This is a genomic window from Pseudomonas svalbardensis (assembly GCF_030053115.1).
GTDB lineage: Bacteria > Pseudomonadota > Gammaproteobacteria > Pseudomonadales > Pseudomonadaceae > Aquipseudomonas > Aquipseudomonas svalbardensis.
In genome coordinates this window covers 5,112,589-5,135,734 of record NZ_CP125619.1, presented here as the reverse complement: position 1 = coordinate 5,135,734, position 23,146 = coordinate 5,112,589, and the positions used below count along the sequence as shown (strand labels likewise).

General features: G+C 57.8%; 18 protein-coding genes and 2 pseudogenes. 12 read left to right on the top strand and 8 right to left on the bottom strand.

Annotation, left to right across the window (positions count from 1 at the left end; all coding sequences use genetic code 11):
• Positions 1–14 precede the first annotated feature (14 nt).
• The 7 genes and pseudogenes from QFX16_RS23655 to QFX16_RS23625 all read left to right on the top strand — a co-directional run bounded on the left by QFX16_RS23655 (position 15) and on the right by QFX16_RS23625 (position 5,205).
• A complete protein-coding gene (locus tag QFX16_RS23655) occupies positions 15–389 on the top strand; it encodes a GtrA family protein (RefSeq protein ID WP_283181561.1) in 375 nt (124 codons plus the stop codon).
• Complete coding sequence (locus QFX16_RS23650; RefSeq protein ID WP_283181560.1) at positions 386–1,327, top strand: glycosyltransferase family 2 protein; 942 nt, start codon at positions 386–388, stop codon at positions 1,325–1,327. The genes QFX16_RS23655 and QFX16_RS23650 overlap by 4 nt, the downstream gene beginning before the upstream one ends.
• Position 1,328: 1 nt before the next feature.
• The gene (locus QFX16_RS23645) at positions 1,329–2,843 is read left to right on the top strand and encodes a glucosyltransferase domain-containing protein (RefSeq protein WP_283181559.1); all 1,515 of its coding nucleotides are present in this window, start codon (positions 1,329–1,331) and stop codon (positions 2,841–2,843) included.
• 150 nt (positions 2,844–2,993) lie between these two features.
• Complete coding sequence (locus tag QFX16_RS23640; RefSeq protein WP_283181558.1) at positions 2,994–3,368, top strand: GtrA family protein; 375 nt, start codon at positions 2,994–2,996, stop codon at positions 3,366–3,368.
• Between the two features lie 35 nt (positions 3,369–3,403).
• Positions 3,404–4,649 (top strand): annotated as a pseudogene (locus QFX16_RS23635) (UbiA family prenyltransferase).
• The gene (locus tag QFX16_RS23630) at positions 4,646–5,038 is read left to right on the top strand and encodes a hypothetical protein (RefSeq protein ID WP_283184666.1); all 393 of its coding nucleotides are present in this window, start codon (positions 4,646–4,648) and stop codon (positions 5,036–5,038) included. The pseudogene QFX16_RS23635 and the gene QFX16_RS23630 overlap by 4 nt, the downstream one beginning before the upstream one ends.
• The gene (locus QFX16_RS23625; protein WP_283181557.1) at positions 4,954–5,205 is read left to right on the top strand and encodes an NrsF family protein; all 252 of its coding nucleotides are present in this window, start codon (positions 4,954–4,956) and stop codon (positions 5,203–5,205) included. Before QFX16_RS23630 ends, QFX16_RS23625 begins: the two co-directional genes overlap by 85 nt.
• Before the next feature lie 181 nt (positions 5,206–5,386).
• Here the strand turns inward: QFX16_RS23625 and glgX are convergent, their stop codons facing one another.
• The gene (glgX, locus tag QFX16_RS23620) at positions 5,387–7,579 is read right to left on the bottom strand and encodes a glycogen debranching protein GlgX (RefSeq protein WP_439900098.1); all 2,193 of its coding nucleotides are present in this window, start codon (positions 7,577–7,579) and stop codon (positions 5,387–5,389) included.
• A 322-nt stretch (positions 7,580–7,901) separates the two neighbouring features.
• Between glgX and QFX16_RS23615 the strand changes: the two genes are divergently transcribed.
• Complete coding sequence (locus tag QFX16_RS23615; RefSeq protein ID WP_283181556.1) at positions 7,902–9,143, top strand: outer membrane beta-barrel protein; 1,242 nt, start codon at positions 7,902–7,904, stop codon at positions 9,141–9,143.
• A gap of 183 nt (positions 9,144–9,326) precedes the next feature.
• On the top strand, positions 9,327–9,563 hold the full coding sequence (locus QFX16_RS29605) for a transposase (RefSeq protein WP_369698809.1): 237 nt from the start codon (positions 9,327–9,329) through the stop codon (positions 9,561–9,563).
• A 226-nt stretch (positions 9,564–9,789) separates the two neighbouring features.
• On the opposite strand, the gene QFX16_RS23610 is transcribed toward QFX16_RS29605, so the two are convergent.
• The gene (locus QFX16_RS23610) at positions 9,790–10,590 is read right to left on the bottom strand and encodes a helix-turn-helix transcriptional regulator (RefSeq protein ID WP_008147857.1); all 801 of its coding nucleotides are present in this window, start codon (positions 10,588–10,590) and stop codon (positions 9,790–9,792) included.
• Positions 10,591–10,715: 125 nt separating this feature from the next.
• Between QFX16_RS23610 and QFX16_RS23605 the strand changes: the two genes are divergently transcribed.
• Together QFX16_RS23605 and QFX16_RS23600 are read left to right on the top strand one after the other, a co-directional pair.
• Complete coding sequence (locus tag QFX16_RS23605; protein WP_283181555.1) at positions 10,716–11,537, top strand: carbon-nitrogen hydrolase family protein; 822 nt, start codon at positions 10,716–10,718, stop codon at positions 11,535–11,537.
• Positions 11,538–11,791: 254 nt separating this feature from the next.
• Positions 11,792–13,117: an APC family permease gene (locus tag QFX16_RS23600; protein WP_283181554.1), complete on the top strand. Its 1,326-nt coding sequence runs from the start codon at positions 11,792–11,794 to the stop codon at positions 13,115–13,117.
• On the opposite strand, the gene QFX16_RS29875 is transcribed toward QFX16_RS23600, so the two are convergent.
• The 6 genes and pseudogenes from QFX16_RS29875 to QFX16_RS23575 form a co-directional block, all read right to left on the bottom strand.
• Positions 13,110–13,784 carry an ATP-binding protein gene (locus tag QFX16_RS29875; RefSeq protein ID WP_439900144.1) on the bottom strand — a complete coding sequence of 225 codons (675 nt, stop codon included), beginning with the start codon at positions 13,782–13,784 and terminating at the stop codon, positions 13,110–13,112. The two genes, QFX16_RS23600 and QFX16_RS29875, sit on opposite strands and share 8 nt — an antisense overlap.
• A 57-nt stretch (positions 13,785–13,841) precedes the next feature.
• Positions 13,842–13,928, bottom strand: a pseudogene (locus QFX16_RS29870) (hypothetical protein); the annotation flags it as partial.
• A gap of 590 nt (positions 13,929–14,518) precedes the next feature.
• A complete protein-coding gene (locus QFX16_RS23590; protein WP_283181552.1) occupies positions 14,519–16,330 on the bottom strand; it encodes a DAHL domain-containing sensor histidine kinase in 1,812 nt (603 codons plus the stop codon).
• Positions 16,327–17,286 carry a cytochrome-c peroxidase gene (locus QFX16_RS23585; protein ID WP_283181551.1) on the bottom strand — a complete coding sequence of 320 codons (960 nt, stop codon included), beginning with the start codon at positions 17,284–17,286 and terminating at the stop codon, positions 16,327–16,329. Before QFX16_RS23585 ends, QFX16_RS23590 begins: the two co-directional genes overlap by 4 nt.
• Before the next feature lie 34 nt (positions 17,287–17,320).
• Positions 17,321–19,195 (bottom strand): putative bifunctional diguanylate cyclase/phosphodiesterase, encoded by a 1,875-nt coding sequence (locus QFX16_RS23580; protein ID WP_283181550.1) that lies wholly within the window; start codon positions 19,193–19,195, stop codon positions 17,321–17,323.
• Positions 19,192–21,498, bottom strand: coding sequence for a putative bifunctional diguanylate cyclase/phosphodiesterase (locus QFX16_RS23575; RefSeq protein WP_283181549.1), 2,307 nt, complete (start codon positions 21,496–21,498; stop codon positions 19,192–19,194). The genes QFX16_RS23580 and QFX16_RS23575 overlap by 4 nt, the downstream gene beginning before the upstream one ends.
• Positions 21,499–21,758: 260 nt before the next feature.
• Here QFX16_RS23575 and nosR point away from each other — a divergent pair, with 260 nt between their 5' ends.
• Positions 21,759–23,117 carry a response regulator c-di-GMP phosphodiesterase, NosR family gene (gene nosR / locus QFX16_RS23570; protein ID WP_283181548.1) on the top strand — a complete coding sequence of 453 codons (1,359 nt, stop codon included), beginning with the start codon at positions 21,759–21,761 and terminating at the stop codon, positions 23,115–23,117.
• Positions 23,118–23,146 lie beyond the last annotated feature (29 nt).

Here is a 23,146-nt window from a genome sequence, read left to right as displayed (position 1 = left end):
ACAGGAGAGTCAGCATGAGGCTCTTGTGGAAAGGATTTTCCAGCTACACGGTGGTCGGGGTCGCCAACACGCTGATCCACTGGCAAATTTTTTTCCTGCTGAGCGTGGGGGCCGGCTTCAGTCAGGCTGTCAGTAACCTGGCTGCCTTCTGCGTGGCCGCCTCGTTTTCCTTCTATATGAACGCGCTGTATACCTTCGATACCAAGGCGTCGGTCGGCGGCTATCTTCTATTCTTGGGAACCATGGGGACGCTGAGTCTGGGCGTCGGCCATGCAGGCGACGTGTGGAGACTTCACGGCCTGCTGACGGTGGCTATCTTTTCGGCATTGAGCCTGGTGCTTGGCTTTCTGTTTTCAAAGTACGTGGTCTTTCGCGGGCGTAACGCATGAAAGTCTCGTTGATCGTTCCGGTATTCAATGAAGAACAGGCGATCAGTCTGTTTTATCAGGCAGTGCGTCGCGAGTTGAGGCTTGACCAGGCTGAGGTCGAAATCGTGTTCATCAACGATGGCAGTTCCGACCGGACGGCTGAAGAGGTCAAGGCCTTGGCGCAGGCCGATGAACAGGTATTGCTGATCAACTTCTCGCGCAACTTCGGCAAGGAACCGGCGTTGTTCGCCGGCCTGGAATATGCCACCGGCGATGCGGTGATTCCCATGGATGTCGATTTGCAGGACCCGATCAGCGTCATCCCGCGGTTGATTGGCGAGTGGCAAAAAGGCGCAGATGTGGTGCTCGCCAAACGCCGGGATCGCACCGCCGACAGTTACCTGAAACGCCACAGCGCGTCGCTGTTCTACCGTGTGCTGAACCGTATCGCTTACACCCGTATCGAAGAAAACGTCGGGGATTTTCGTCTGATGGACCGCAAGGTGGTCGAAGTGATTCGCGCGCTTCCCGAGCACCAGTTGTTCATGAAAGGCGTGCTGTCGTGGGCCGGGTTCACCACCGTGGTGGTGGAATACGAGCGAGCCGAGCGAGTGGCGGGCACCAGCAAGTTCAATGGCTGGAAGCTCTGGAACCTGGCGCTGGAAGGCGTGACTTCGTTCAGTACGGTGCCGTTGCGTTTATGGACTTACGTCGGTGGCGGTATTTCGATCTTCGCGGTGTTCTACGCGGTGTACATGGTGCTGGACAAGATTTTCTTCGGCAACAGCGTCCCGGGTTACCCGTCGTTGATGACCGCGATCCTGTTTCTCGGTGGCGTACAGCTGATCGGCATCGGCATTCTCGGTGAGTACGTCGGCCGCATCTACATCGAAGCCAAACATCGGCCGCGCTATATCGTCAAAGACGTCGTCGGCGGCAAAGACCGGCTCGGGTTTTAGCATGGGCAGGTTCAGCGATTTTTTCAGCAAGGAACTCGGACATCGGCAGGTCTGGCTGTTTTTTCTGTTGGCGACCTTTGTGTATGTGGTGCCGCTGATCCTTGCGGACTATCCGTATATCGATGACAACTGGCGATCCCTGTCGGCCGCGGCTGGTACGGCCTGGGCGGAACAGGGACGGTTATTCACCGAACTGTTCTACAACCTGCTGACCTTCAGCAATGCCGCGCCGAACATCTTTCCGCTGCCGCTATTGATCGCGGTGCTGGCCATGGCCTCGGCTTTGACCAGCCTGACGTTTCATTACTACCCGCAACCGACGATTGCTTGCTGCCTCGTGCCGTTGCCGCTCTGGTTCAACCCATTCTTTCTGCAAAACCTGTCCTATCAATACGACGGCCCCGCCATGGCTTTGAGCGTGGTGGCGGTCATCTACGCGATCACCTTTCGTCATCCCTCGCGCATAGTTCATTGGCTGGTGCCCTCGTTCCTGATTGCCCTGGCGCTGGGGCTCTATCAGGTGAGCCTCAATGTGTTTCTGGGCCTGTGTTGCCTGGAACTGCTCAGGAACGCGAATGACAAGCTGGCCTGGCCGCAGTGGTGCGAGTTGATCGGCTGGAAAATATCGCAGGCCATCCTGGGCTGGTTGATTTACAGCGTCAGTGCTTATCCGTTCATGAGTGGAAATCGCACCTTGTTGTTGAACTGGACGGCGCAACCCCTGCTACAACTTCAAATCAATATCGCCCGGGTGCTGGAAAAAGTCGTGCTGCTGTTTCACGGCGGATTTGCCTGGGTGTTCGCCGCACTGCTGCTGTGTGCCATTGCCGGCAGTGTCCGGCTGGGGCTGAACGTGCTGGAACGTCAGGACACAGGGCTGAAGAAGTTCCTGATCGGCCTGGTGTGTTTCCTGACATTGCCGGTCGTGGCGCTGCTGGTGTCGGGTGTCGCGCTGTTTTTCCGGGACTTCAATGAAGGCGCCAGGACCCTGATGGGCTTCGCGGTCCTGTTGGTGCTGTTGTTCTATTTGAGCCATCTGGCGCTGGCACGAATCCACCAGCGGTTGCCGCTGTTGTTGGTGGTTCCATTGTTGGCGATGCTTTCGATTTCGTATGCCTATGGGCGGGTGCTGACGGTGCAGAAAGCCTTCGCGTCCAGCGCGCTATTGAGTCTTGAACACGACATCGCGTCGAATCGACAACTGCTCGAAGCCAAGCGCATTTACATGTCAGTGACCTATTCCGATCACTGGCTGCTGGGGGCGGCGGGCTCGTTCAAGCAGATGCCGGTGTTGCACTATCTGCTGAACATCGACTTTTTCATGCTGGCCGAGAACCTGCCGAAAGTGAGCATTACCAACGTCGTTGCGGAGAAGGAGCGACGTAACGCGACGAGGGTGGGTTATCGGGGTTATCCGCCGGTGCTGGAGAGCCAGTACTACCGGATTTATCTGCTCGGCGATTACGGTTTTATTGTCATGAAAGAGCCAGCGCCGATTAAGGCGCTGCACTGGTGAAATGTGAGGGGGATACAGTTCGCGACGATATCGTCAGCATGACCGTTGGTCAGTAATCCTCACCTACCTGTTATTTCTGACAGTAGACCGTTACAGGGTTGTCACTTAGTTTGAAAAGCACGTCAAACAGGGATATTGGCAGGTGCCGGAATGAAAGTGTTATGGAAAGGATTCTGTAGCTACATGGTCATTGGCGTGGTCAATGCGCTCATCCATTGGCAGTTTTTTTTCGTACTCACCGTCGCCGCCGAACTCAGTCAGGCCGCCAGCAACCTGGCAGCGTTTTGCGTCGCGGCCAGCTTTTCCTTCTATGTGCATTCGCTTTACACCTTTGAGAACAAGGCGACCGTGCTTGGCTATCTGTTGTTCAGCGCTGTCATGGGCGTCGTGAGCTACGGCGTCGGGCGTATTGCCGATCTGTGGCGGCTTCATGGTTTGGTGACGGTGACATCGTTTTGTCTATTGAGCCTGATTGGCGGGTTCTTCTTTTCCAGGTTTGTGGTGTTTCGCGGACGTGAGTCGTGAAGGTTTCTCAGCGTGTGGCGCGACGGAAAATACAGCTGAACGTCACGTCCAGACCGTTTGTGGTCGATCTGGATGGAACGCTCCTCAGGTCCGATCTTCTTTTCGAAAGCGCCATGGCTTTTGTACGTAGCCAGCCGTCAGGGTGGCTCAAGCCTTTGGGTTGGCTCAGTCGCGGCAAGGCTTTTTTGAAAGAACAGTTGGCCATGGCGACGGATATCGATGTCACAAGGTGTTTGATGACGTCCTGGCCACGAGCCTGGAGTGCAATCTGTCGGGCACGCACAAGCGTGATTTGCTGGTCGCGTTGTACGGTGAGAGCGGTTTTGATTGCGTCGGTCATTCTCTTGACGATCTGTCGATATGGCGTTCGGCCGAACGGGCCTATGTCGTCAATCCTCTGCCAGGCGTCGAACTCGCTATTAAAAGCCTGGACAATGTCGTGCAAGTAGTTCGTTCAGGAACGACGAAATTCAGGGATTTGTACAAGGCGTTTCGCATCCATCAATGGGCGAAAAATGCCCTGATTTTTGTGCCGTTGCTGGCCGCGCATCAGATGAGCAATCCGCTCCTGCTCTGGCACGGTCTGTTGGCTTTTGTGTTTTTCGGGTTATGCGCCTCCGGTGTTTATGTTCTTAATGACCTGCTGGACCTGGAGGATGATCGAAGGCATCCGAGCAAACGCAATCGACCCTTTGCCAGTGGGCGGTTGTCGATCAAGTCCGGCCTGACAGCGTTCCCCTGTTTATTGTTTGTCTCCTTTGCTGGCGCCTGGTGGTGGTTGCCCTGACAGTTTGCCGCCGTGTTGGCCACTTACTACATGTTGACGCTGATCTATTCGCTGGTGCTGAAACGGATCATGGCGTTGGATGTGATTGCTCCTGGATGCTGGCGTTTTCGATGTTCATGTTTTTGAGCCTGGCACTGGTCAAGCGTTATGCCGAACTCCAGGCGGCACTGCGCAATGGCATTACCGGGAAAACCGGTGGCCGTGATTACTATCCTGCCGACCTAGCGATGCTTTCCTCATTAGGGGCTGCGTCCGGATACCTGTCGGTGATGGTCCTTGCGTTGTACATCCATGACAACGCCACGATCGCGCTCTATGCCTACCCCCGGATGATCTGGCTCGCCTGCCCGTTGTTGCTGTTCTGGATCACCCGTATCTGGATGCTGACCCATCGCGGCAGGATGAATGACGACCCTGTGATCTTTGCGCTTCGGGATCGCCTGAGCCTGGCGATGGGCGCGATGTTTGGCCTGATTTTTTGGTTGGCGGCATGAAACGTCGCGGCCGCGCGGATGCGAGCGCCCCGGGGTGGCAGTTTCAATTTTCAATGGGGTCGGTTCGAACGATGAATCATCAATTGAGCTCATGGGGGCATTACCCCTCGGCACCGCAAACAGGCCATTCATGCGCATGGCGAAATGATCTGGAGCAACATCTGCAACGATTGATCTATATCCACGGCACGACGTTGCCGTTCGGCAACGGCCGCAGTTACGGAGACAGTTGCCTGGCCAGCAGTGATCATGTGCTGCACCTGCGTCCCTTAAACCGGTTTATCGAAGCAGAAACCTGGCAGGTATGCGCACTCAACATAACCTTGCTGTCGATTCCGGGGTTTATCGCTGTGTTTGGGCGCTACGCGGTCTCGCACCAACCAACCTGACGCTGTCAGGAGCCTGCGGCGGACTACTCGCCAGTGCAATGGCGAGATTGCAAATTCCCTACACTGCCCCGAGACGCAAGTACCATTTTTTGGGGGGGTACTTGCTGGGCATGCTGGTGCCGACTGTACTAGGCGCATTACTCGGGCGACGCTGGCTGCGCTGGTAGCAGATCGTGCGCATTGTCTATGACTACTGCTCAAAAGCTCACTGACTTGTCCGCTTTCTTTTGAGGTCGAAGCTTAGTAATGAGCTTTTCTAGGTCAGTCTGCACTTCGGATTCATGGAGCAGCGTGAGGTACCCACGGACACAGCAGCAGAGCCACACGACCCTCGCGGAGCGGGGCAGGCTATCGGCGTTTCTTTTTCTGGCTGACGGCCAGTTCAAATAGCAATGTCGAACGCCCAGCGACTTGATAGCTGTCGCCAAACTTGAACACTTCCTCCGCTATCAGCTCCGGCTCGTTGGTATCTAATTGCAATTTCCAATATTGCCCTTGCGCCACTTCGGGCAAGATGAAGTCGACTATGTCGAAATGTGAGTTGACGATAATCAAGAGCGAATTTTCTCCACCCGCTTTGCGAATGCCGGTAGGTTGCGCACGGCCATCAAGCAAAATGCCTAAGCATCGGTTGCTAGCATCATTCCATTGCTCGTTGCCCATGTCCTCGCCATTGGGCTGTAGCCAGCTGACATCCTTGATATCCAGATGCGCGTTGTAGACGCCGGTAAAGAACCGGTTGCGACGCAGTAATGGGTAGCGCTTGCGTAGGTCGATCAGGTATCGCGTGAAGTCCTGCAGCTCGACGCTTTTTTCACTGATGTCCCAGTTGATCCAGCCGATCTCGCTGTCCTGACAGTAAGCGTTGTTACTGCCGCCCTGAGTTCTTGCAAACTCGTCGCCGGCTAGCAGCATGGGTGTACCTTGAGCCAGGAACAGCGTGGCGAGTAAGTTGCGCATCTGTCGGTAGCGCAACTCGATAATCTGCGGGTCATCGGTTGTACCTTCGACGCCGCAGTTCCAGGAACGGTTGTCCGAGTGGCCATCGCGGTTATCTTCGCCGTTGGCTTCGTTGTGTTTATCGTTGTAAGAGACCAGGTCGTTGAGCGTGAAACCGTCGTGAGCGGTAATGAAGTTTACGGAGGAGGCTGGCTCGCGACCGCGTCGGTTGAATTGATCGCCAGACGCCAGGAAGATCTTGGCGAAATCACCGAGGCGATTATCGTCGCCTTTCCAGAAGGCTCGGGAGATGTCGCGAAACTTGTCGTTCCACTCCATCCAGCCAGGAGGGAAATTGCCGACCTGATACCCGCCAGGGCCGCAATCCCATGGTTCTGCAATCAATTTGACGTGGTTCAGGGTAGGGTCTTGGCGGCACGCGTCGAGAAAGCCACCGCCTTCATCGAAGCCGTGGGGTTCGCGGCCCAAGATGGTTGCCAAGTCGAAGCGGAAGCCGTCGACGCCCATCTCGTTGCTCCAATAACGCAACGAGTCGGTGACCATCTGCAGTACACAAGGGTGGCTCATGTTCAGGGTGTTACCAGTACCGGTGTCGTTGATGTAGTAGCGCGCATCGTTCGGCATCAGGCGGTAATAGTTGGCGTTGTCGATGCCCTTGAGCGAAAGAGTAGGGCCCAACTCGTTGCCTTCGGCGGTATGGTTGTAGACAACGTCGAGAATGACCTCCAAGCCTGCCTTGTGGAGTCTTGAGACCATGATTTTGAATTCACCAATCGAACTCCCAGCCATGTAGCGTGCATGCGGCGCGAAGAACGCCAACGTGTTGTAGCCCCAATAATTTCGCAAGCCTTTCTCAAGCAGGTGGTTGTCATTCAGGAAGTAGTGGATGGGCATCAGTTCAATCGAAGTAACGCCCAGCGACTTAATGTATTCCACCACATCACTTTCGTGAAATGCGGCAAACGTACCTCGCGCGGCCTCTGGCACACTGGGATGTTGTTTGGTGAAACCGCGCACGTGGGCTTCATAGAAGACGGTACGGGCCCATGGAACATTTGGCTTGGGCGTGTTGCCCCAGGTAAACGCTGGATCAATCACCCGGCAGCGCGGCATGAACGGCGCGCTGTCGCGCTCATCGAACGACAGGTCAGCATCGGGATGGCCTATGGTGTAACCAAACAGCGCATCGTCCCACTCCAGCTCGCCCACGATCTGCTTGGCGTACGGGTCGATTAGCAGCTTGTGATGGTTGAAGCGATGGCCGTTTTGCGGCTCATAACGCCCGTGCACTCGATAGCCATATAAAGTGCCAGGCCGTGCGTCGGGTAGGTAACCGTGCCAAGTTTCGTTAGTAAACTCTGGCAACTCAATCCGCTCGATTTCTTCTTTCCCGTCGGCGTCGAACAGGCAAAGTTCGACCTTAGTAGCGTGGGCCGAGAAAATTGCAAAATTGACCCCAGATCCGTCCCATGTAGCTCCGAGTGGATAAGGCTGGCCTTCCTGAACACGTGAATGCATTTGGCTTTGGAAATCGTTACAGGCGGCGCTCTGGGCTCCGCAGTCAGGCGTCTTCGAGGTCATACTTATTCATGGCCCATGTGGATTCTGCACCGAAGCTAGAATGGTGCGGGAGCAGGCGGACGGTGTGATCGGTGGAGTCGTGGTTATGCCCACCGTCCAGAAATTGATGCAAATGCTGTCAAGTCAACGCTCGAATCCCAGTGGCGCGAAGTCGGTGTGTTTACTCGTGATCAGCCAAGTTAGAACTCATTGCACTATTTAGACCATGATAATTTATTGTTTTTATTGAAATTTTATGCGGGAGAGGGAAAACCTAACTACAACTTGATGCGCGATTCAATACTCTATCTGGCTGTTTATCCAAGGTATTGAGAGCATCACTATGAAGCAGCATGTCACGCGTATTTTGGGCCTTGATGGTTGTCTCGTTGCGGTTGAAACTTCGAACCACACCGGCAGGTTTTTGAGCATATACGGTGGTGTTGCAGCCCTGCTGGCGGTCACCAGTGTTTCCGCTGCGCCGCTGTCTTCACCCAGCCTTTCCAGCTCGTTACAGCCCAATGAAAACCCTTTCGCCATTGATGCTGGCCCGCTGGGGAAAGTCTACGTAAGCGGGCAACTGACGGGGATCGCCCTGTGGCAAAACCATGTAGTCGATGCACCCAACACCGGAAATTCCGAGTCGCTGTCCGACATCAGCAACGCCCAAGTGGAAATACAGACGATCGAGGGGCCGCTGCAGTTCTACATACAGGCCGGATCGTATGCGCTGCCCTCTCTTGGTTCGGCCTATCTCAAGTCGGACAAAACCGTGGACAGGCTTTACGGTGATGTTCCAGTCGGTTACTTGAAGGCAGTGCTCAGCCCTGAAATTTCCCTGATGGCCGGCTCGCTGCCCACATTGATCGGAGCTGAGTCGACCTTCACTTTCCAGAACATCAACATCCAGCGTGGGCTGCTTTGGAACCAGGAGCCTGCCGTCAGCCGTGGTGTGCAGGTCAACTACTCCGGTGGCAAGACGAATGCAGCGATATCGTTGAACGACGGTTTCTATTCCGGCAAGTACAACTGGGTCACAGGCTCGTTCTCATACGCCTTTGATGCCGCCAACACTTTAAGCGTGATCGGGGGCACAAACTTCTCCAGCAACTCGGAATCCTCTGTGGCGACACCCACAGCGCAGAACAATAGCCAGATTTACAATTTGATCTTCACCCACACCGATGGGGCATTGACGCTCACGCCTTACCTGCAATACACCCGGGTCGATAAGGACTCGAAAGCGGATATAGATCGCGCAGCGCAAACCTACGGGGCAGCGATCCTTGCCAAGTACAGCTTCTCCAGTCACTGGTCTATCGGTGCCCGCGCCGAATACCTGGACAGCAACGGCGGCGAATGCGGAGCCGACGAGGACTGCTCACCCACCAATCTGCTTTATGGGACAGGCTCCAACGCCTGGTCGCTGACCGCTACGCCGACCTATCAAGACGGTCGCTTCTTCGTGCGAGGCGAACTCGCCTACGTGCGCACTGAGGACGCCACCTCGGGCTCAACCTTTGGAGACAACGGTACCCAGCGCGATCAGGCTCGCGTGCTTGCTGAGGCAGGCGTTCTTTTCTAATTGGCGCTCACTGCTTGTTCGGTCGTAACCTGCAAAAAGTGCAGAGATACGGAACGTTGTTATTAGGCATGAGAGGACTCCGTGAGAAAATTAAGTTCACTGAAGCAATTGGCGTAACCGACCGGCCAGTACCCACTGCTGAGAGCCTCAAAAATTAGCAAAAATAGTGTCCATCATTTTTTGGTGGACACTGTCTTGGATATCATTGCCCCAGCCCGTCGACCCGCTCGCCGCCCCAACTTCCCGCCAGAATTCAAACGCAAAGTTGTCGAAGCCACGTTCCAGTCTGGCACCTCCGTGTCGTTGATCGCTCGCGAACATGACGTTAATGCCAACCCGGTCTTTCGCTGGCGGCATCAATATCAGGAAGGGTTATTCGGCCCCGTCAACCGAGTGCAACGTTTTTGCCAGTCCAGGTGATCGAGGGCGGCAGTTTGTGAGGTGTTGATCTGGGTTTGGTTATTTTTGATGGGGGAGGGGCGTGGAGGGCAGGAATGCCGGGGACGACGGTGATCGGCCAGAGCCCGTCGTGCTCCAGGAAGGGCAGGCTGGCGAGGGTAAGCATCACACAGACGGCAAAGAAGGCTTAGCGGCTCAGGAGTGACAGGCTCATACGGTTTCCTTGGGTTCGGACTCGGTGGGGCAGTCAGGCATTTTGTGCCTGGAGAAAAATCGAAAACAGCTCTGACTGGGATTTGATCCCCAGTTTGCTGTACATGTGTTTCTTATGGACTTTCACGGTTTCGACAGAGATTTCCAGTTTGCGGGCGATTTCTTTACTGGAGCAACCACTGAGCATCAAGCGTCCGACATCCAGTTCCCGGGCGGTCAATTGCGCGCCTTTGAGTTGCTGCACCGACGCTTCCAGCTGCACGCGCCAGTCAACTTGCGGCGGTGCTGGCGCGAGGGCCACGACTTCGTTGATTTCGTAAGGCAGGCGCTGGCGCAACAGGCCGAGCACCCAGGGCTGGATCAGCGACAGCAAGGCAATCTGCTGGCCGCTGAAACGTTGCTTGCTGCCCAGTGACAGGCACAGCGTGCGGTCGCCTTCGAGCTGGCAATTGAACTGGATTTCATCGGCCACCACATTCAGACGAAAGTAGCGCTGGTAATACTCGGTCAGCTCGAAATGCTCCGGCGCCACTTCCGACAGGCGATAGAGCCCGGTGCGCGACTGCTCGCGACAGGCGATGTAGAACGGATCGAGCAGGTACAAACCGCGCAGATAGTCCTGGAACAACTGATCGGGACTGCCGTCCGCGCCCGGGCATTCGGCGAACACTTGCGGATGCTGATCGGCGCTGAAAAGCAGCGCCACCCAGCTGTCGAAGGTCACGTACTGATCCAGCAACCGTACCAGCTGCGTCCAGAAATTGGGCTTGTCCAGGGCGTCGATCAGTTGCCCGACCGAGCGGTGCCACGCGATGTCGTCTAACGAGAGTGTCATGCCTCTACCCCTATCGGGTTACCCCAGCGGCGTGATTTCCCGGCCGGTGGCTTGCTGCGCATACTGGCGCACAGACACCGACCGGGCAATCTTTCTGCCAGCCTGGTTAAGAACAAGGAATGACCATGAAAGTCGAACTCGCCCAGTTGGCGGGCCGTGACAACGACACGGCTTACAACCTCGAACGCGCTCTGCAGGCGATGGCTGCCTGTGCTGCCGATACACAGCTGATCGTGTTTCCCGAAACCCACCTGATGGGCTTTCCGTCCCTCGAGGCCTTGGCCGAAACCGCCGAACCGCTGGACGGTCCGACCGTCAGCGCGGTGTTGGCTGCGGCCCGAGAACGCAACATCGCCGTGGTGATCGGCATGGCCGAGAACGACAACGGCCGCTTCTACAACACCACGCTGCTGATCACCCCTGAAGGTATCGCGCTGAAATACCGCAAGACGCACCTGTGGGCGTCGGATCGCGGTGTGTTCGAGGCCGGCGACCGTTACGCCACGTGTGAGTGGAACGGTGTGCGGGTCGGCCTGCTGATTTGCTACGACATCGATTTCCCGGAAACCGCCCGGGCCCTGGCGCAATTGGGGGCCGAACTGCTGATCGTCACCAACGGCAACATGGACCCGTACGGCCCGACGCACCGCACCGCGATCATGGCCCGCGCCCAGGAAAACCAGGCGTTTGCGCTGATGGTCAACCGGGTGGAAGAGGGCGATGGCGGGTTGGTCTTTGCGGGCGGCAGTGCGCTGGTGGATCCGCTGGGGACTTTGTTATTCGAGGCCGGACGCGAGGAAGGACAATTTGCGGTTGAACTGGATCTGAATCAGCTGACGGCGGCGCGACAGGATTATCGGTATCTGGATGATCAGCGGCTGCGGTTGCCTGGGGAAGTGGTGGAGCAGATCGGCGGTGTTCGGGAGTTATTGATTCCTGAGCGTTGAACCAGCCCTCACCCTAACCCTCCCGAAACGTCGGACCGCCCGGAGGGAGAGGGGACTGACCGTAGAGTCCTCAAGAAATATTGCGACCTGAAACACCCGGTCGAACTCAGGATTTGAAAAGCATGGAAATCTGCCCCCTTTCCCCCTCTCCCCCCCGGGGAGAGGGCCGGGGTGAGGGGTGGCTTTTGCAGTAGACGTAAATTTTTGCCGAACTCGGCTCTGCCATAAATCTAATAAATTCGGAGTAGTCGCTCATGGCTCGTTTGCAACGCACCCTGTCATTGGGTTCGGTGGTGCTGTTCGGCATCGCCTACATGACGCCGATCATTGTGCTCGGCACCTTCGGCATCCTCGCTCAATCCACCGCCGGCATGGTCCCGGCTGCTTATCTGGCGGCGCTGGTGGCGATGTTTTTCACCGCCATGAGTTACGGCCGAATGGCCTCGGCGTTCCCCGTCGCTGGCTCGGCCTATAGCTATGTCCGCAAGGCGATCAGCCCGAAACTCGGTTTCATCGCCGGTTGGGCCGTGCTGCTCGACTACCTGTTCCTGCCGATGGCGATCTGGCTGATCGGCGCGGCCTACCTCAACTCCGCCTTCCCGGCCGTACCGCAGTGGATCTGGGTATTGGCGTTCATCGGCATCACCAGCGCGATCAACATCGTCGGTCTGAAACTGGCCAACGGCATCAACGCGTTACTGATGCTGGTGCAGTTCCTGGTGCTGATCGCCTTCGTTGCGCTGTGCGTTCATTACGTCGGTGGTGATGCGAGCACGCCGTTGTGGTCGATCAAACCGTTCTTCAACGGTGACATGCAGATGCCGCTGATCATGAGCGGTGCAGCCATCGCCTGTTATTCATTCCTCGGGTTTGACGCGGTCAGCACCCTGACCGAAGAAACCCGCGACCCGCGCCGCACCATCCCGCGAGCGATCATGCTGATCACCCTGATCGGCGGGCTGATCTTTGTCGGTGTGTCGTATTTCGTGCAGATCGCGCATCCGTCGTTCCAGTTCGACAGCGTCGACTCGGCGGCCTATGAAATTGCCCGCAACATCGGTGGTGATCTGTTCGTGTCGATCTTCCTGATCGGCCTGATCGTCGGCCAGTTTGCGTCGGGCCTGTCGGCGCAGGCCAGCGGCTCGAGGCTGTTGTTCGCCATGGGCCGTGACGGCGTGCTGCCAAAATCGTTCTTCGGCACCTTGCACGAACGCTTTGGCACGCCGATCAACAGCATCCTGCTGTGCGCCGTGGTCGCTTTGCTGGCGCTGAAACTGGACGTCACCACCTCGACCTCGTTCATCAACTTCGGCGCGTTCCTGGCGTTCAGTCTGGTGAACCTGTCGGTGATCTTTCACTACTGGATTGGCGGTGAGAACAAAGGGCTGCGTGAATTCGTGTTGTTTCTGCTGTTCCCGTTTATCGGTCTGGCGGCGGATTTGTGGCTGATGGTCAGCCTCGATCACCTGGCGATCTATCTGGGCCTGAGCTGGCTGGCGATTGGCGTGGTGTACTTGGCGGTACTGACCGACGGCTTCCGTCGCCAGCCACCGGAGATGGATTTCCAGGAGGCTACATAGGCGGGAACGGTTTGGATTGGTGAATCGGCAACTGGACCCGAAACGTGGTTCCCACGCCAACTTCACTGCGCACCGTAATATCCCCCCGATGTTTTTTCACGATGCCATAGGACAGGGACAACCCTAGCCCTGTCCCCTGGCCCACCGGTTTGGTGGTGAAGAACGGGTCGAAGATTTTTTGCAGGCAGTCCGGCGCAATGCCGGCGCCGGTGTCTGCGACCTCGATCCACACCGTTTCCGCTTCAAGCCCGGTGCGCAAGGTGATGGTGCCGCGCTCCGGGCCGATGGCCTGAGAGGCGTTGACGATCAGGTTCATGATCACCTGATTGATTTGCGAAGGCAGGCATTCGATGTCGGGCAGGTCCTGATATTCCTTGAGCACATCGGCCTTGTACTTGAGTTCGTTGGCGACAATGTTCAAGGTCGATTCGATGCCCTGTTGCAGATTGGCCCACTGCCATTCCTGATTGGAGTCCACCCGGGAGAAGTCCTTCAAGTCCTTGACGATCTGCCCGACCCGGTTGATGCCGTCCTTGGACTCCTTGATCAGGAGCGGAATGTCTTCGCGCAGGAACTCCAGCTCGACCCGTTCGCGCAGTTGGTTCAAACGCTCGACGAGCTCGCTGGAGCCGATCGCCTCTTCCGCATCCCGATAGGCGTCGAGCATTTCCTGCAGCTGTCTGAAGTAGCCATCCAGGGTGCCGAGGTTGGAGGAAATGAAGCCGATAGGGTTGTTGATTTCATGAGCGACGCCGGCCGCGAGTTGCCCCAATGAAGCGAGTTTTTCCGATTGCACCAATTGGGTTTCAAGCTGTTTGCGCTCGTCGATTTCCCGCTGCAACTCAACGCTGGCCTCTGTGAACTGCCGGGTTCGGCGCTCGACCATTTGCCCTAAATGGTCCATCTGCACGCTGGCCCGTTCGGTCATGTCCCATTTGGTCAGCAGGGTGTTGGCCATCTGCTGGACTTCAATGTTGTCGAACGGCTTTTTCAGAATCAGCAGCCGGTCATGCGCCTGCAATCGATCGAGCAATTCATCCCAGGAATAGTCGGAATAGGCGGTGCACACCACCACTTGCAGGCGCGGGTCGGCCTGCCACAAATGTTCGATGGTCTGCGCACCGTCCCAGCCCTCGGGCATGCGCATGTCGACAAAGGCCAGGGCGTAGGGGCGATGTTCTTGCAAGGCTTCGTTCAGTTTGCCCAGGCCTTCCTGGCCGCCATAGGCCGAGTCCAGCTCGAACAGCGCACTGGTTGATTTCACTTCGCTACCAAACAGCGCGACCTCCATCTCGTCCAGTTCGACGGTCTGCTCCGGCATGGGCATGAGAATCTTGCGGAAATCCACGTGAATGGACAGGGTGTCATCGATCAGCAGAATGCGTCGGTTCGAAAGCTCGCTCATGCTTCCTCCGGTACGGTTTTCAGCGGGATCTGCAACGTGAACATCGCCCCTTTGCCCGGTCCGTCGCTATGGGCGGTGAGGTGGCCATTCATTTCGATGGCAGCCAGGGCGCAGCTGTGCAGGCCGAAGCCATGGCCTTCCTTGCGGGTAGTAAACCCGTGGGCAAAGATGCGCGTCATGTTTTCCTCGGCGATGCCTTCGCCGTCGTCCTTGACGCTGACTTGCAGGGTCTTGTCTTCGACGATTTTCACCCCCAGGGTCATTTGCCGCGGGCGGTTGCTGAGGTCGGACATGGCGTATTTGGCGTTGCTGATCAGGTTGATCAGGATCAGCAACAACCGGTGCTTGTCACCCATGACTTGCGGCACATTGCTGTACTCCTTGACCACCGTGACGTGGTGTCGGGTCAGGGCGCCGGAGTTCATGCGCAGGGCGTCTTCCAGCAATTCGCTGATGTGCAGTGGTTCCATCAGGCTGTTGGCGCCCGCGTAGGACTGCTGGGTGGCGACGATGTCCTTGATGTGGTCCACGCTTTTGGTCAGTTGGGCCAGTTCGTCGGTCATGCCTTGTTGTTCCAGGGCTATCGCGTCCACCAGTTGATTCAGGTAACCCGGTAGCAACTTGCCTTTTGCGTCCTCGGTCAGAAAGGTGCCGAGGTCGCCTGGATGTTCGTTGATCAGCTGCATGGCCTTGCCCAGGCCCTGCGCTTTGCTGGCGCGCAGTTTGCGGGTCACCAGGTCGGCTGAAATGTTCACGCTGTTGAGCACGTTGCCGACGTTGTGCAGCACATTGGTGGCGATCTCGGCCATGCCGGCCTGACGCGCGGTGTCGAGCAGTTCACTCTGGGTATCCCTGAGCTCGCGGGTGCGCTCTTCAACCCGCAGCTCCAGGTCTTCATTGGCGGTTTGCAGGGCTTTGTTGACGCGATTGATCACGGTGAAACTGCGCATCAGGTGAATCGCCAGGTACACCAGCAGCAACACCAGCAGCACCGAAAACAACAGCATGTAGAAGTGATAGCGCTGGTCGACCGCATCGGTCCGCTGCTGATCGGTGTTGAGCAGGTTGGTAATATCGTCCAGGCGTTCGGCCACGGGAACGGCTTCGATGTTTTCCAGCAACCGATTGACCACGGGTTGTTCGCGCAGGATCAGCGCAATGTGACTGCTCAAAATATCGATCGGGCTGTGGAACGGTTCCGGTAGTCGCAGTTTGTTCACCCCCAGTTTGTTCAGCCCGAGCAGGATGTCGGCGGCCTTGTCGTCGGAGGTGACCTGAGCGAACTCCAGGCTGCTGAGCAGCAAGTCATACGTGTCGGTGGTGATGTTATGAAGTTGCAGTTGGTCCTCATCCACCAACCGGCCCAGCTGTTCCTGAATGTCGTCCTCGGCGGTGGGCAGGAACGCCAGCGAATTGCGCAGCACGGCGTTGTGAGATTTGAACTGCTCCACCAACCGGGTCTTTTCCTGAATGGCGGTCAGGTACGCATCATGGCTGGCGCGCCAGACAGGCGATTCGGTGCGACCGTGGTTCGACTCCATCGTGTCGAGCCGCTCCCACAGGTTCGTCATCTCGGTCAGCGGTGCGACCAACGGATCGTAGTTGTGACTGATGGCGATCCTGGCCTTGAGGATCTCGGTTTCCCATTGTGCGTTCAACTGCTTGATCCGGCCGATCACGTCCCGGGATTCGGCGTAGGTCGTCGTCTGGTTCGAGTTGGATTTGAGGTACAGGAACAGCAGCACCGAAGCCAGCATCACGGCCACGACGCTGAGCAACGCCAGGTTGCGGCGGTTAGTCGTCTTCATAAGGGCTTGCCTCCCCATTCACCGGTCAGGGTCTTGAGGAATTTGATGATCAGGGTCTTGTCGTCGTCAGAGGGATTGCGACCGAGCTGGAACTTGAACATCACATCCACCGCCTCTTCGAGGGTCTTGGCCGAACCATCGTGAAAATACGGCGCGGTCACGGCGACGTTGCGCAAGCTCGGGACCTTGAACACGTTGCGGTCCTCTTCGTCCTTGGTCACCAGATAGCGGCCCAGGTCGGCTTCGGCGGGGTTGCCCCGAATCTTGAAGTAGTCGCCCATGACCCCGAACTTCTGGAACATGTTGCCGCCGATGTTCACCCCTTGATGGCAAGCGATGCAGCCGTAGTCCTTGAAGCGTTGATAACCGTATTTTTCCTCCCGGGTGAGAATGTCGGTATCACCCAGCAGGTATTGGTCGAAGCGCGAGTTGGCGCTGATCAGCGTGCGTTCGTAGGTGGCCAGGGCATTCTGCACATTGTTCATGCTCACGCCGTCGGGGTAGGCCTTGCTGAACGAGGTCCGATAAGCCGGGTCAGCGGATAGCACTTCCACCACGTGTACCCAGTCACTGCCCATTTCACTGGGGCTCTGCACCACTCCGTGGATCTGGGTTTCCAGGGTGTCGGCGCGGCCGTTCCAGAATTGCCGGAAATTCAGGCTGGCGTTGAACACGCTGGGGGTGTTGATCGTCACTGGAGCGCCGTTGAACCCGATGGAAAACGCCTTGTTGTCGGCACCGCCGTTTTCCAGTCGATGGCAACTGGCACAGGACAGACTATCGTTGACCGACAAGCGTTTCTCGTTGAATAACTGGCGGCCGAGTTCGACCCGCAGCGGGTTCTGTTGGGGCACCGCCGGCAGCGGTTTGAGCGGTTCATCCAGCGGCGCGGCGCCAGCGTTCAGGCAGAGCCCGAACAACGGCGCCAATAGCAGACGGTGAAAAGAAGGCGACATCTGATGATTCCTTGGCTTGGGGCCTGCGCATCGTTCACGTGGCTGCGGATGAAGAGGGCTGCACCGACCCCAGATATCGGACGAAGGCGTCCGGCTCCACGGCCTTGCTGAAGTAGTAACCCTGGCCTTCCTCGCATTGATGGGCCTTGAGGAAGTCCAGTTGTTCGAGGGTTTCCACCCCTTCGGCAATGATGGTCAGCTTGAGGCTCCGGCCCAGGCTGATGATGGCGCTGACCAGCGCGGCGTCGTTGCTGTCGCTGCTTAAACCGCGAATGAACGACTGGTCGATTTTCAGCACATCGATGGGAAAACGCTGCAAGTAACTCAGACTGGAATAACCTGTACCGAAGTCATCGATGGCCAGTCGCACGCCCATGGCCTTGAGCCGGGTCAGCGCGGTCACCGTGGTTTCGACGTTCTGCATCAACACGCCTTCGGTGATTTCAAGCTCCAGCAAGGCCGGTTCCAGACCTGTTTGTTTGAGTGTCTGTTCGATGCCGTCGACAAAGTCCCGCTGACGGAAATCGATGGCCGAGATATTCACCGACATATAGATTTTCGGCAGCCCCGCGGCCTGCCAGGCGCAGGTTTGTCGGCAAGCCTCGGCGAGCACCCATTTGCTTAACGGCACGATCAAACCGCTGTCTTCGGCCACACCGATAAATTTGGACGGGTAGACCAGACCGTGCCCCGGTTTTTGCCAGCGGATCAGCGCCTCGGCACCTACCACCTGGCCGCTGCTCAGGTCCAGCTTGGGCTGGTAATGCAGGACAAATTCGTTGCGCTCCAGCGCAAGGCGAATACCAGACTCGATGCTTTGCTGATCCCGGGCGCGCTGGTTCATGTCGTCGATAAAAAAACTGTAATCGTTCGGGCCGCTTTCCTTGACGTTGCGCATCGCGGTTTCGGCTTTCTTGATCAGCGAGATGGCATCGAGGCCGTCCTCGGGGTAGATGCTGATCCCCAGGCTGGCGGTCACGCTCAGGTCGTGGCCGGCAATGTGCTGGGGCGCGCGGATGGCGTTCAAGAGTTTTTCGGCGATGCCCTTGGTCTGCTGGGGATGGCGGACGTCGGCGAGGATCACCACGAATTCATCGGAACCGTAGCGAAACACCGAGTCGGACTCGCGCACCGTCGCCACCAGATTACGGCCGACCTGTTTGAGCATCTCGTCCCCGGCCGGATGTCCCAGGGCATTGTTGATGCGCTTGAAGCGATCGAGGCCCATAAACATCACGGCCAGTTGCTTGTCATGGCGCCGGGACAGGGCCAGGGACTGGTTCAGCCGGTCACCGAGCAACGTGCTGTTGGGCAGCTCGGTCAGCACGTCGTACTGCAACAGGTGCGACACCTTGAGCAATTCGTGGACCCGCGCCTCGATGGTTTGCTCCAGGCTCAGGACCTTCATCGCCGCGTCCTGTGCCATCTGCCATTTCCAGGTCAGGGCACTGGCCATCTGACGGATTTCCAGGCTGTCGAAGGGTTTTTTCAGCACCAGCAACTGGTCGCCGAACTCCAGCCGTTCGGCCATGTCTTCCCAGGTGTAATCGGAATAGGCCGTGCACAACGCGATTTGCAGGTGAGGGTCGGCCTTCCACAGTTGTTCGATGGTTTCCAGGCCGTCCCAGCCAGGAGGCATGCGCATGTCGGTGAACGCCATGGCATAGGGGTGACCTTCGGCCAGTGCGCGCGTGACCAGTTCGAGGGCTTCCTGGCCCTGGTAGGCCGAGTCGAGCTGGAACGTCAGCCGATCAAGCTGTACGGTGCCGAACAGGGCTTCTTCAGCACCAGCCAGGGTCTGTTCGCCTTCGGTCTCTGGGCCAAGAATCTTGCGAAAATCCTCATGAATCGAGGGCGTGTCGTCGATGATCAGGATGCGCCGGTTAGTCCGCACGAAAGGCGTTTTCATCCTTTGTCCTCCGTGGAGCGTGGCGGGTTGTCCAGAATCGGCCCGATGTCATGGTTCGGGGGCACGATGCTGCCGGCCTTCAGCAGCTCGGCGGCCTGCTGGCTGCTGACCGCTTTGCTGAAGAAGTAACCCTGGGCGTTCATCGGTGAACCGGTGGCCATCAGCGAGCTGCGCTGCTCCTGGGTTTCGACGCCCTCGGCAATGATGCCGATCCCGACTTCACGGGCGAAGTTGATGATGGCGCGCAGGGTGTTTGCGCTGGCCGGATCGCGGGCGGCGGTGTCGATGAAGGCCTGAGCGAGTTTCAGGTGATTGACCTGGTAGGTCTTGAGGTAGTCGAACGAGGAGTACTCGGTGCCGAAGTCGTCGATGGCGATCTTCACCCCCAGCTCACGCAGGCGCGGCAGCACATCGTTGTGGGTCCATTTGGTCTGGGCCAGCGTCGCTTCGGTGACGTCGAAGCGCAGGTCCCAGGGGCAGAGTTCCCAGCGCGCGGTGGTGCGCAGCACGTCATAGATCAGTTCGGGACCACTCTTGAGTTGGGCCAGGGACAGCTTGATCGCAATCACCGGCGGCGCCATGCCTTCATCGCGCCATTGACGCATTTGCTGGCAGGCGCGATCCAGCACCCAGTGACCGAGCGCGACGATGGTGCCGGTCTTTTCCGCCGCAGGCAGGAACGCCGGGGCTTCCAGTAAACCGCGTTCAGGGTGGTTCCAGCGGACCTGCGCTTCCATGCCGAGGATTTTGCCGCTGCTCAGGTCCACTTCCGGCCAGTAATGCAGTTCGAGTTCTTGGTGTTCGATGGCCGCTCTCAAGTCGCTGGCGATGGTCATGCGTTCGACCACCTCCTGATTGATCTCCTCGGAATGGAAGTGGTACTGGTTGCGACCCTTTTCCTTGGAGCGATACAGCGCCATGTCGGCCTGAGTCAGCAGGCCGTCGGCGCTGGTGCTTTCCGGGGTGCAGCTGCTGATGCCAATACTCACCGAGACCCGCACATCATTGCCGTCCAGGGAATAGGGCAGTACCAACGTATCGCGGATCTTGGCGGCCAGGGCTGCGGATTGGGTCGGGTCACCGACGTCCAGTTGCAAGATCGCGAACTCGTCACCGCCGAGGCGGGCAACCACATCGTTTTCGCGCACGCAGGCTTTGATCCGGCGTGCAACCTCTTGCAGCAACAGGTCGCCCACCGGATGGCCGAGGGTGTCGTTGATGCGTTTGAAGTGATCCAGGTCCAGGTAAAACATGGCGAACGGTGCCGCCCCCCGACGCGCAGAGGCGAATGCCTGGTGCAACCGCTCGATCAGCGTCGCACGGTTGGCCAGCCCGGTCAGCCCGTCAGTGCGGGCCAGCAGGGCGATTTTCTCTTCGGCCAGTTTGCGTTCAGTGATGTCGATGATGATGCCTTCGACTTCCAGCAAACGGCCTTCATCGTCGCGCACCGGGATGTAGCGGTTTTCGACCCAACGCCAGGCTCCTTCGCCAGTGCGCATCCGAAACTCGATGGAAGCGCCCGCCGCATGACGGTCCAGCACCCGGGCCATGGCGGTGTCGACCTTCGATTGATCATCGGGATGGATCAGTTCCTGGGCCCAGTTGGCCGAGGCGACCAGTTTCGCCGCGACATGACCGTATTTGGTGATGTTGTGCGAGATATACATCAACGGAAACGACGGCTCGCCGCGCAACCGATACAGAATGGTGGGGCTGTTCTGCACGATGATGTTGGCGTCGGACAGCTCTCGGGTGCGTTCTTCTACCGCCTGTTCGAGCAGCGACATCTTCAGCTCTGCGTCTTCGGTCATTTGCCACTTGGCCGTCAATGCGCTGGCCATCTGGCGGATTTCGATGGCATCGAAGGGCTTTTTGAGAATCAGCAGGCGATCGCCCAGTTCCAGGCGCTCGTCGATGTCTTCCCAGGAATAGTCGGAATAAGCGGTGCAGAGCGCCACTTGCAGCTTGGGATCGACCTGCCACAGCCGTTCGATGGTTTCCAGCCCGTCCCAGCCCGGCGGCATGCGCATGTCGATGAAGGCCATCGCATAGGGCATGTCGTTGGCCAGCGCCGTCTCGACCTTATCCAGGGCTTCGAACCCCTGAAACGCCGAGTCGAGCACAAAGCTCTGCAGCGATAGCGCCGCAGGGGTGCCGAACAGGGCATTTTCGGCGCTGATCAGGCTGTCGTCATCGATCGATGGCGGACTGAGGATCTTGGCGAAGTCCGCATGAATCGAGGCGGTGTCGTCGACGATAAGAACTCGCCGGTTGGTCCGCACCAGCAGCGTATTTATCGACATACGCCAGTACCGGCAGCGGTTTGATGCGGTGTACTCATAGAGGGGCTTCCTTTCCCTGATCACCTGGCCGAACGTACAGATTATGGATCCGAGTCAGCTGAGCATAGTCGTCAGTCCAGCACTTCGCGCAACTCAATGAGCTGAATCATTTCCTTTGGCGGGCTGAAAATCATCTAGCCTGTAGGTCAGGCTCCGGCAATAGGGGATGTTTGCCTCGGGGCCTGCCACAACGATGTGCCCGTTTCACTTGAGGTGACGCCATGGAAGAGCAACTCCCCACGACTTTGAACGATAAACCCAAGGTGCTGCTGGTCGATGACGAGGAGTCAATCCTCAACAGCCTGCGTCGCCTGTTACGCGGCCAGCCCTACGAGTTGCTGCTGGCCACCAGCGGTGCCCAGGCGCTGGAGATCATGGAGCAACACTCCATTGACCTGGTGATGACCGACGCACGCATGCCCAACATGGACGGCGCCACGCTGCTGGCGCGCATCCATCAGCTTTACCCGACGACCACCCGGATTCTGCTCACCGGCTACGCGGACATGCCGACGATCATCAAAGCGATCAACGAAGGGAAGATTCACCGCTACATCAGCAAACCCTGGAACGACGAGGAAATGCTCCTGACCTTGCGCCAGGCTTTGGCTCATCAATATTCCGAGCGCGAACGCCAGCGTCTGGAGCAGTTGACCCGGCTGCAGAACGACCAGTTGAAGTCGCTCAACATCACCCTGGAAAAACACGTCGCCGCCCGCACCGCCGAACTCCAGCAGACCGCCGACATGCTCGACCTGGCCTACGAAGAGCTCAAGCACAGCTATGTCACCGGCACCGAGGTGTTCTCGCTGCTGGCTAACCTGCGCCTGCCGCCGGCCAAACAGACCAACCGCCAGATCATCGAACTGGTGCGGGTCTACTGCAAACTTCATGGCCTGGACGAGGGCACCAGTCGCGACCTGACCATGGCCGCGGCGCTCTACAACATTGGCAAGCTGAGCTGGACCGACAGCATGATGACCGCGCCTGCGGACTTGCTGCACCACAGCGATAGGGAGCGCTATCGCGGTTATCCCAAGCAGAGTGAATCGCTGTTGATGACGCTCGACCCGATGAAGGACGCCGCCCGTCTGATTCTTCATCATCAGGAGCGCTGGGATGGCAGCGGCTTCCCCGACCGGCTCAAGGGCGAGGCGATTCCGTTCGGTTCACGCCTGCTGAAACTGGCGGTGGATTTCATCGAGTTGCAGCGCGGGCTGATCCTCGAGCGGCAGATGAACAGCGATGAAGCACTGATCTACATCCGCAGCTATGCCGGGCGGCTTTACGATCCCGAACTGGTGGAAGATTTCATCCAGGTCTGTGCCGCGTACCTGAGCGACATCTCGCTGGCCGATCCGTCGGTCAAGGTGCTGACCACACGGGAAGTGGCGGCAGGCATGATCCTGGCGCGCAACCTCAATGCCGACAACGGCATGCTGCTGCTCAATGCCGGCAAGGTGTTGAATGGGCCGCTGGTGGAGAAGTTGATCGCCTTCGAAGCCATGGAAGGCGCGAAATACAGCATTTTCGTGAAGGTGCCGGAGGAAGTTGCGATTCTCGAGGCCAGTGGGGTCTAGGAACTGTACTAGTCCAATGTGGGAGCGAG

Excerpts from the sequence above, each read along its gene's own strand:
- QFX16_RS23655 (WP_283181561.1), top strand. The coding sequence starts at position 15 with ATGAGGCTCTTGTGGAAAGGATTTTCCAGCTACACGGTGGTCGGGGTC.
- QFX16_RS23650 (WP_283181560.1), top strand. The coding sequence starts at position 386 with ATGAAAGTCTCGTTGATCGTTCCGGTATTCAATGAAGAACAGGCGATC.
- QFX16_RS23645 (WP_283181559.1), top strand. The coding sequence starts at position 1,329 with ATGGGCAGGTTCAGCGATTTTTTCAGCAAGGAACTCGGACATCGGCAG.
- QFX16_RS23640 (WP_283181558.1), top strand. The coding sequence starts at position 2,994 with ATGAAAGTGTTATGGAAAGGATTCTGTAGCTACATGGTCATTGGCGTG.
- QFX16_RS23630 (WP_283184666.1), top strand. The coding sequence starts at position 4,646 with ATGAAACGTCGCGGCCGCGCGGATGCGAGCGCCCCGGGGTGGCAGTTT.
- QFX16_RS23625 (WP_283181557.1), top strand. The coding sequence starts at position 4,954 with ATGCGCACTCAACATAACCTTGCTGTCGATTCCGGGGTTTATCGCTGT.
- glgX (WP_439900098.1), bottom strand. The coding sequence starts at position 7,579 with ATGACCTCGAAGACGCCTGACTGCGGAGCCCAGAGCGCCGCCTGTAAC.
- QFX16_RS23615 (WP_283181556.1), top strand. The coding sequence starts at position 7,902 with ATGAAGCAGCATGTCACGCGTATTTTGGGCCTTGATGGTTGTCTCGTT.
- QFX16_RS23610 (WP_008147857.1), bottom strand. The coding sequence starts at position 10,590 with ATGACACTCTCGTTAGACGACATCGCGTGGCACCGCTCGGTCGGGCAA.
- QFX16_RS23605 (WP_283181555.1), top strand. The coding sequence starts at position 10,716 with ATGAAAGTCGAACTCGCCCAGTTGGCGGGCCGTGACAACGACACGGCT.
- QFX16_RS23600 (WP_283181554.1), top strand. The coding sequence starts at position 11,792 with ATGGCTCGTTTGCAACGCACCCTGTCATTGGGTTCGGTGGTGCTGTTC.
- QFX16_RS29875 (WP_439900144.1), bottom strand. The coding sequence starts at position 13,784 with ATGCTCGACGCCTATCGGGATGCGGAAGAGGCGATCGGCTCCAGCGAG.
- QFX16_RS23590 (WP_283181552.1), bottom strand. The coding sequence starts at position 16,330 with ATGAAGACGACTAACCGCCGCAACCTGGCGTTGCTCAGCGTCGTGGCC.
- QFX16_RS23585 (WP_283181551.1), bottom strand. The coding sequence starts at position 17,286 with ATGTCGCCTTCTTTTCACCGTCTGCTATTGGCGCCGTTGTTCGGGCTC.
- QFX16_RS23580 (WP_283181550.1), bottom strand. The coding sequence starts at position 19,195 with ATGAAAACGCCTTTCGTGCGGACTAACCGGCGCATCCTGATCATCGAC.
- QFX16_RS23575 (WP_283181549.1), bottom strand. The coding sequence starts at position 21,498 with ATGTCGATAAATACGCTGCTGGTGCGGACCAACCGGCGAGTTCTTATC.
- nosR (WP_283181548.1), top strand. The coding sequence starts at position 21,759 with ATGGAAGAGCAACTCCCCACGACTTTGAACGATAAACCCAAGGTGCTG.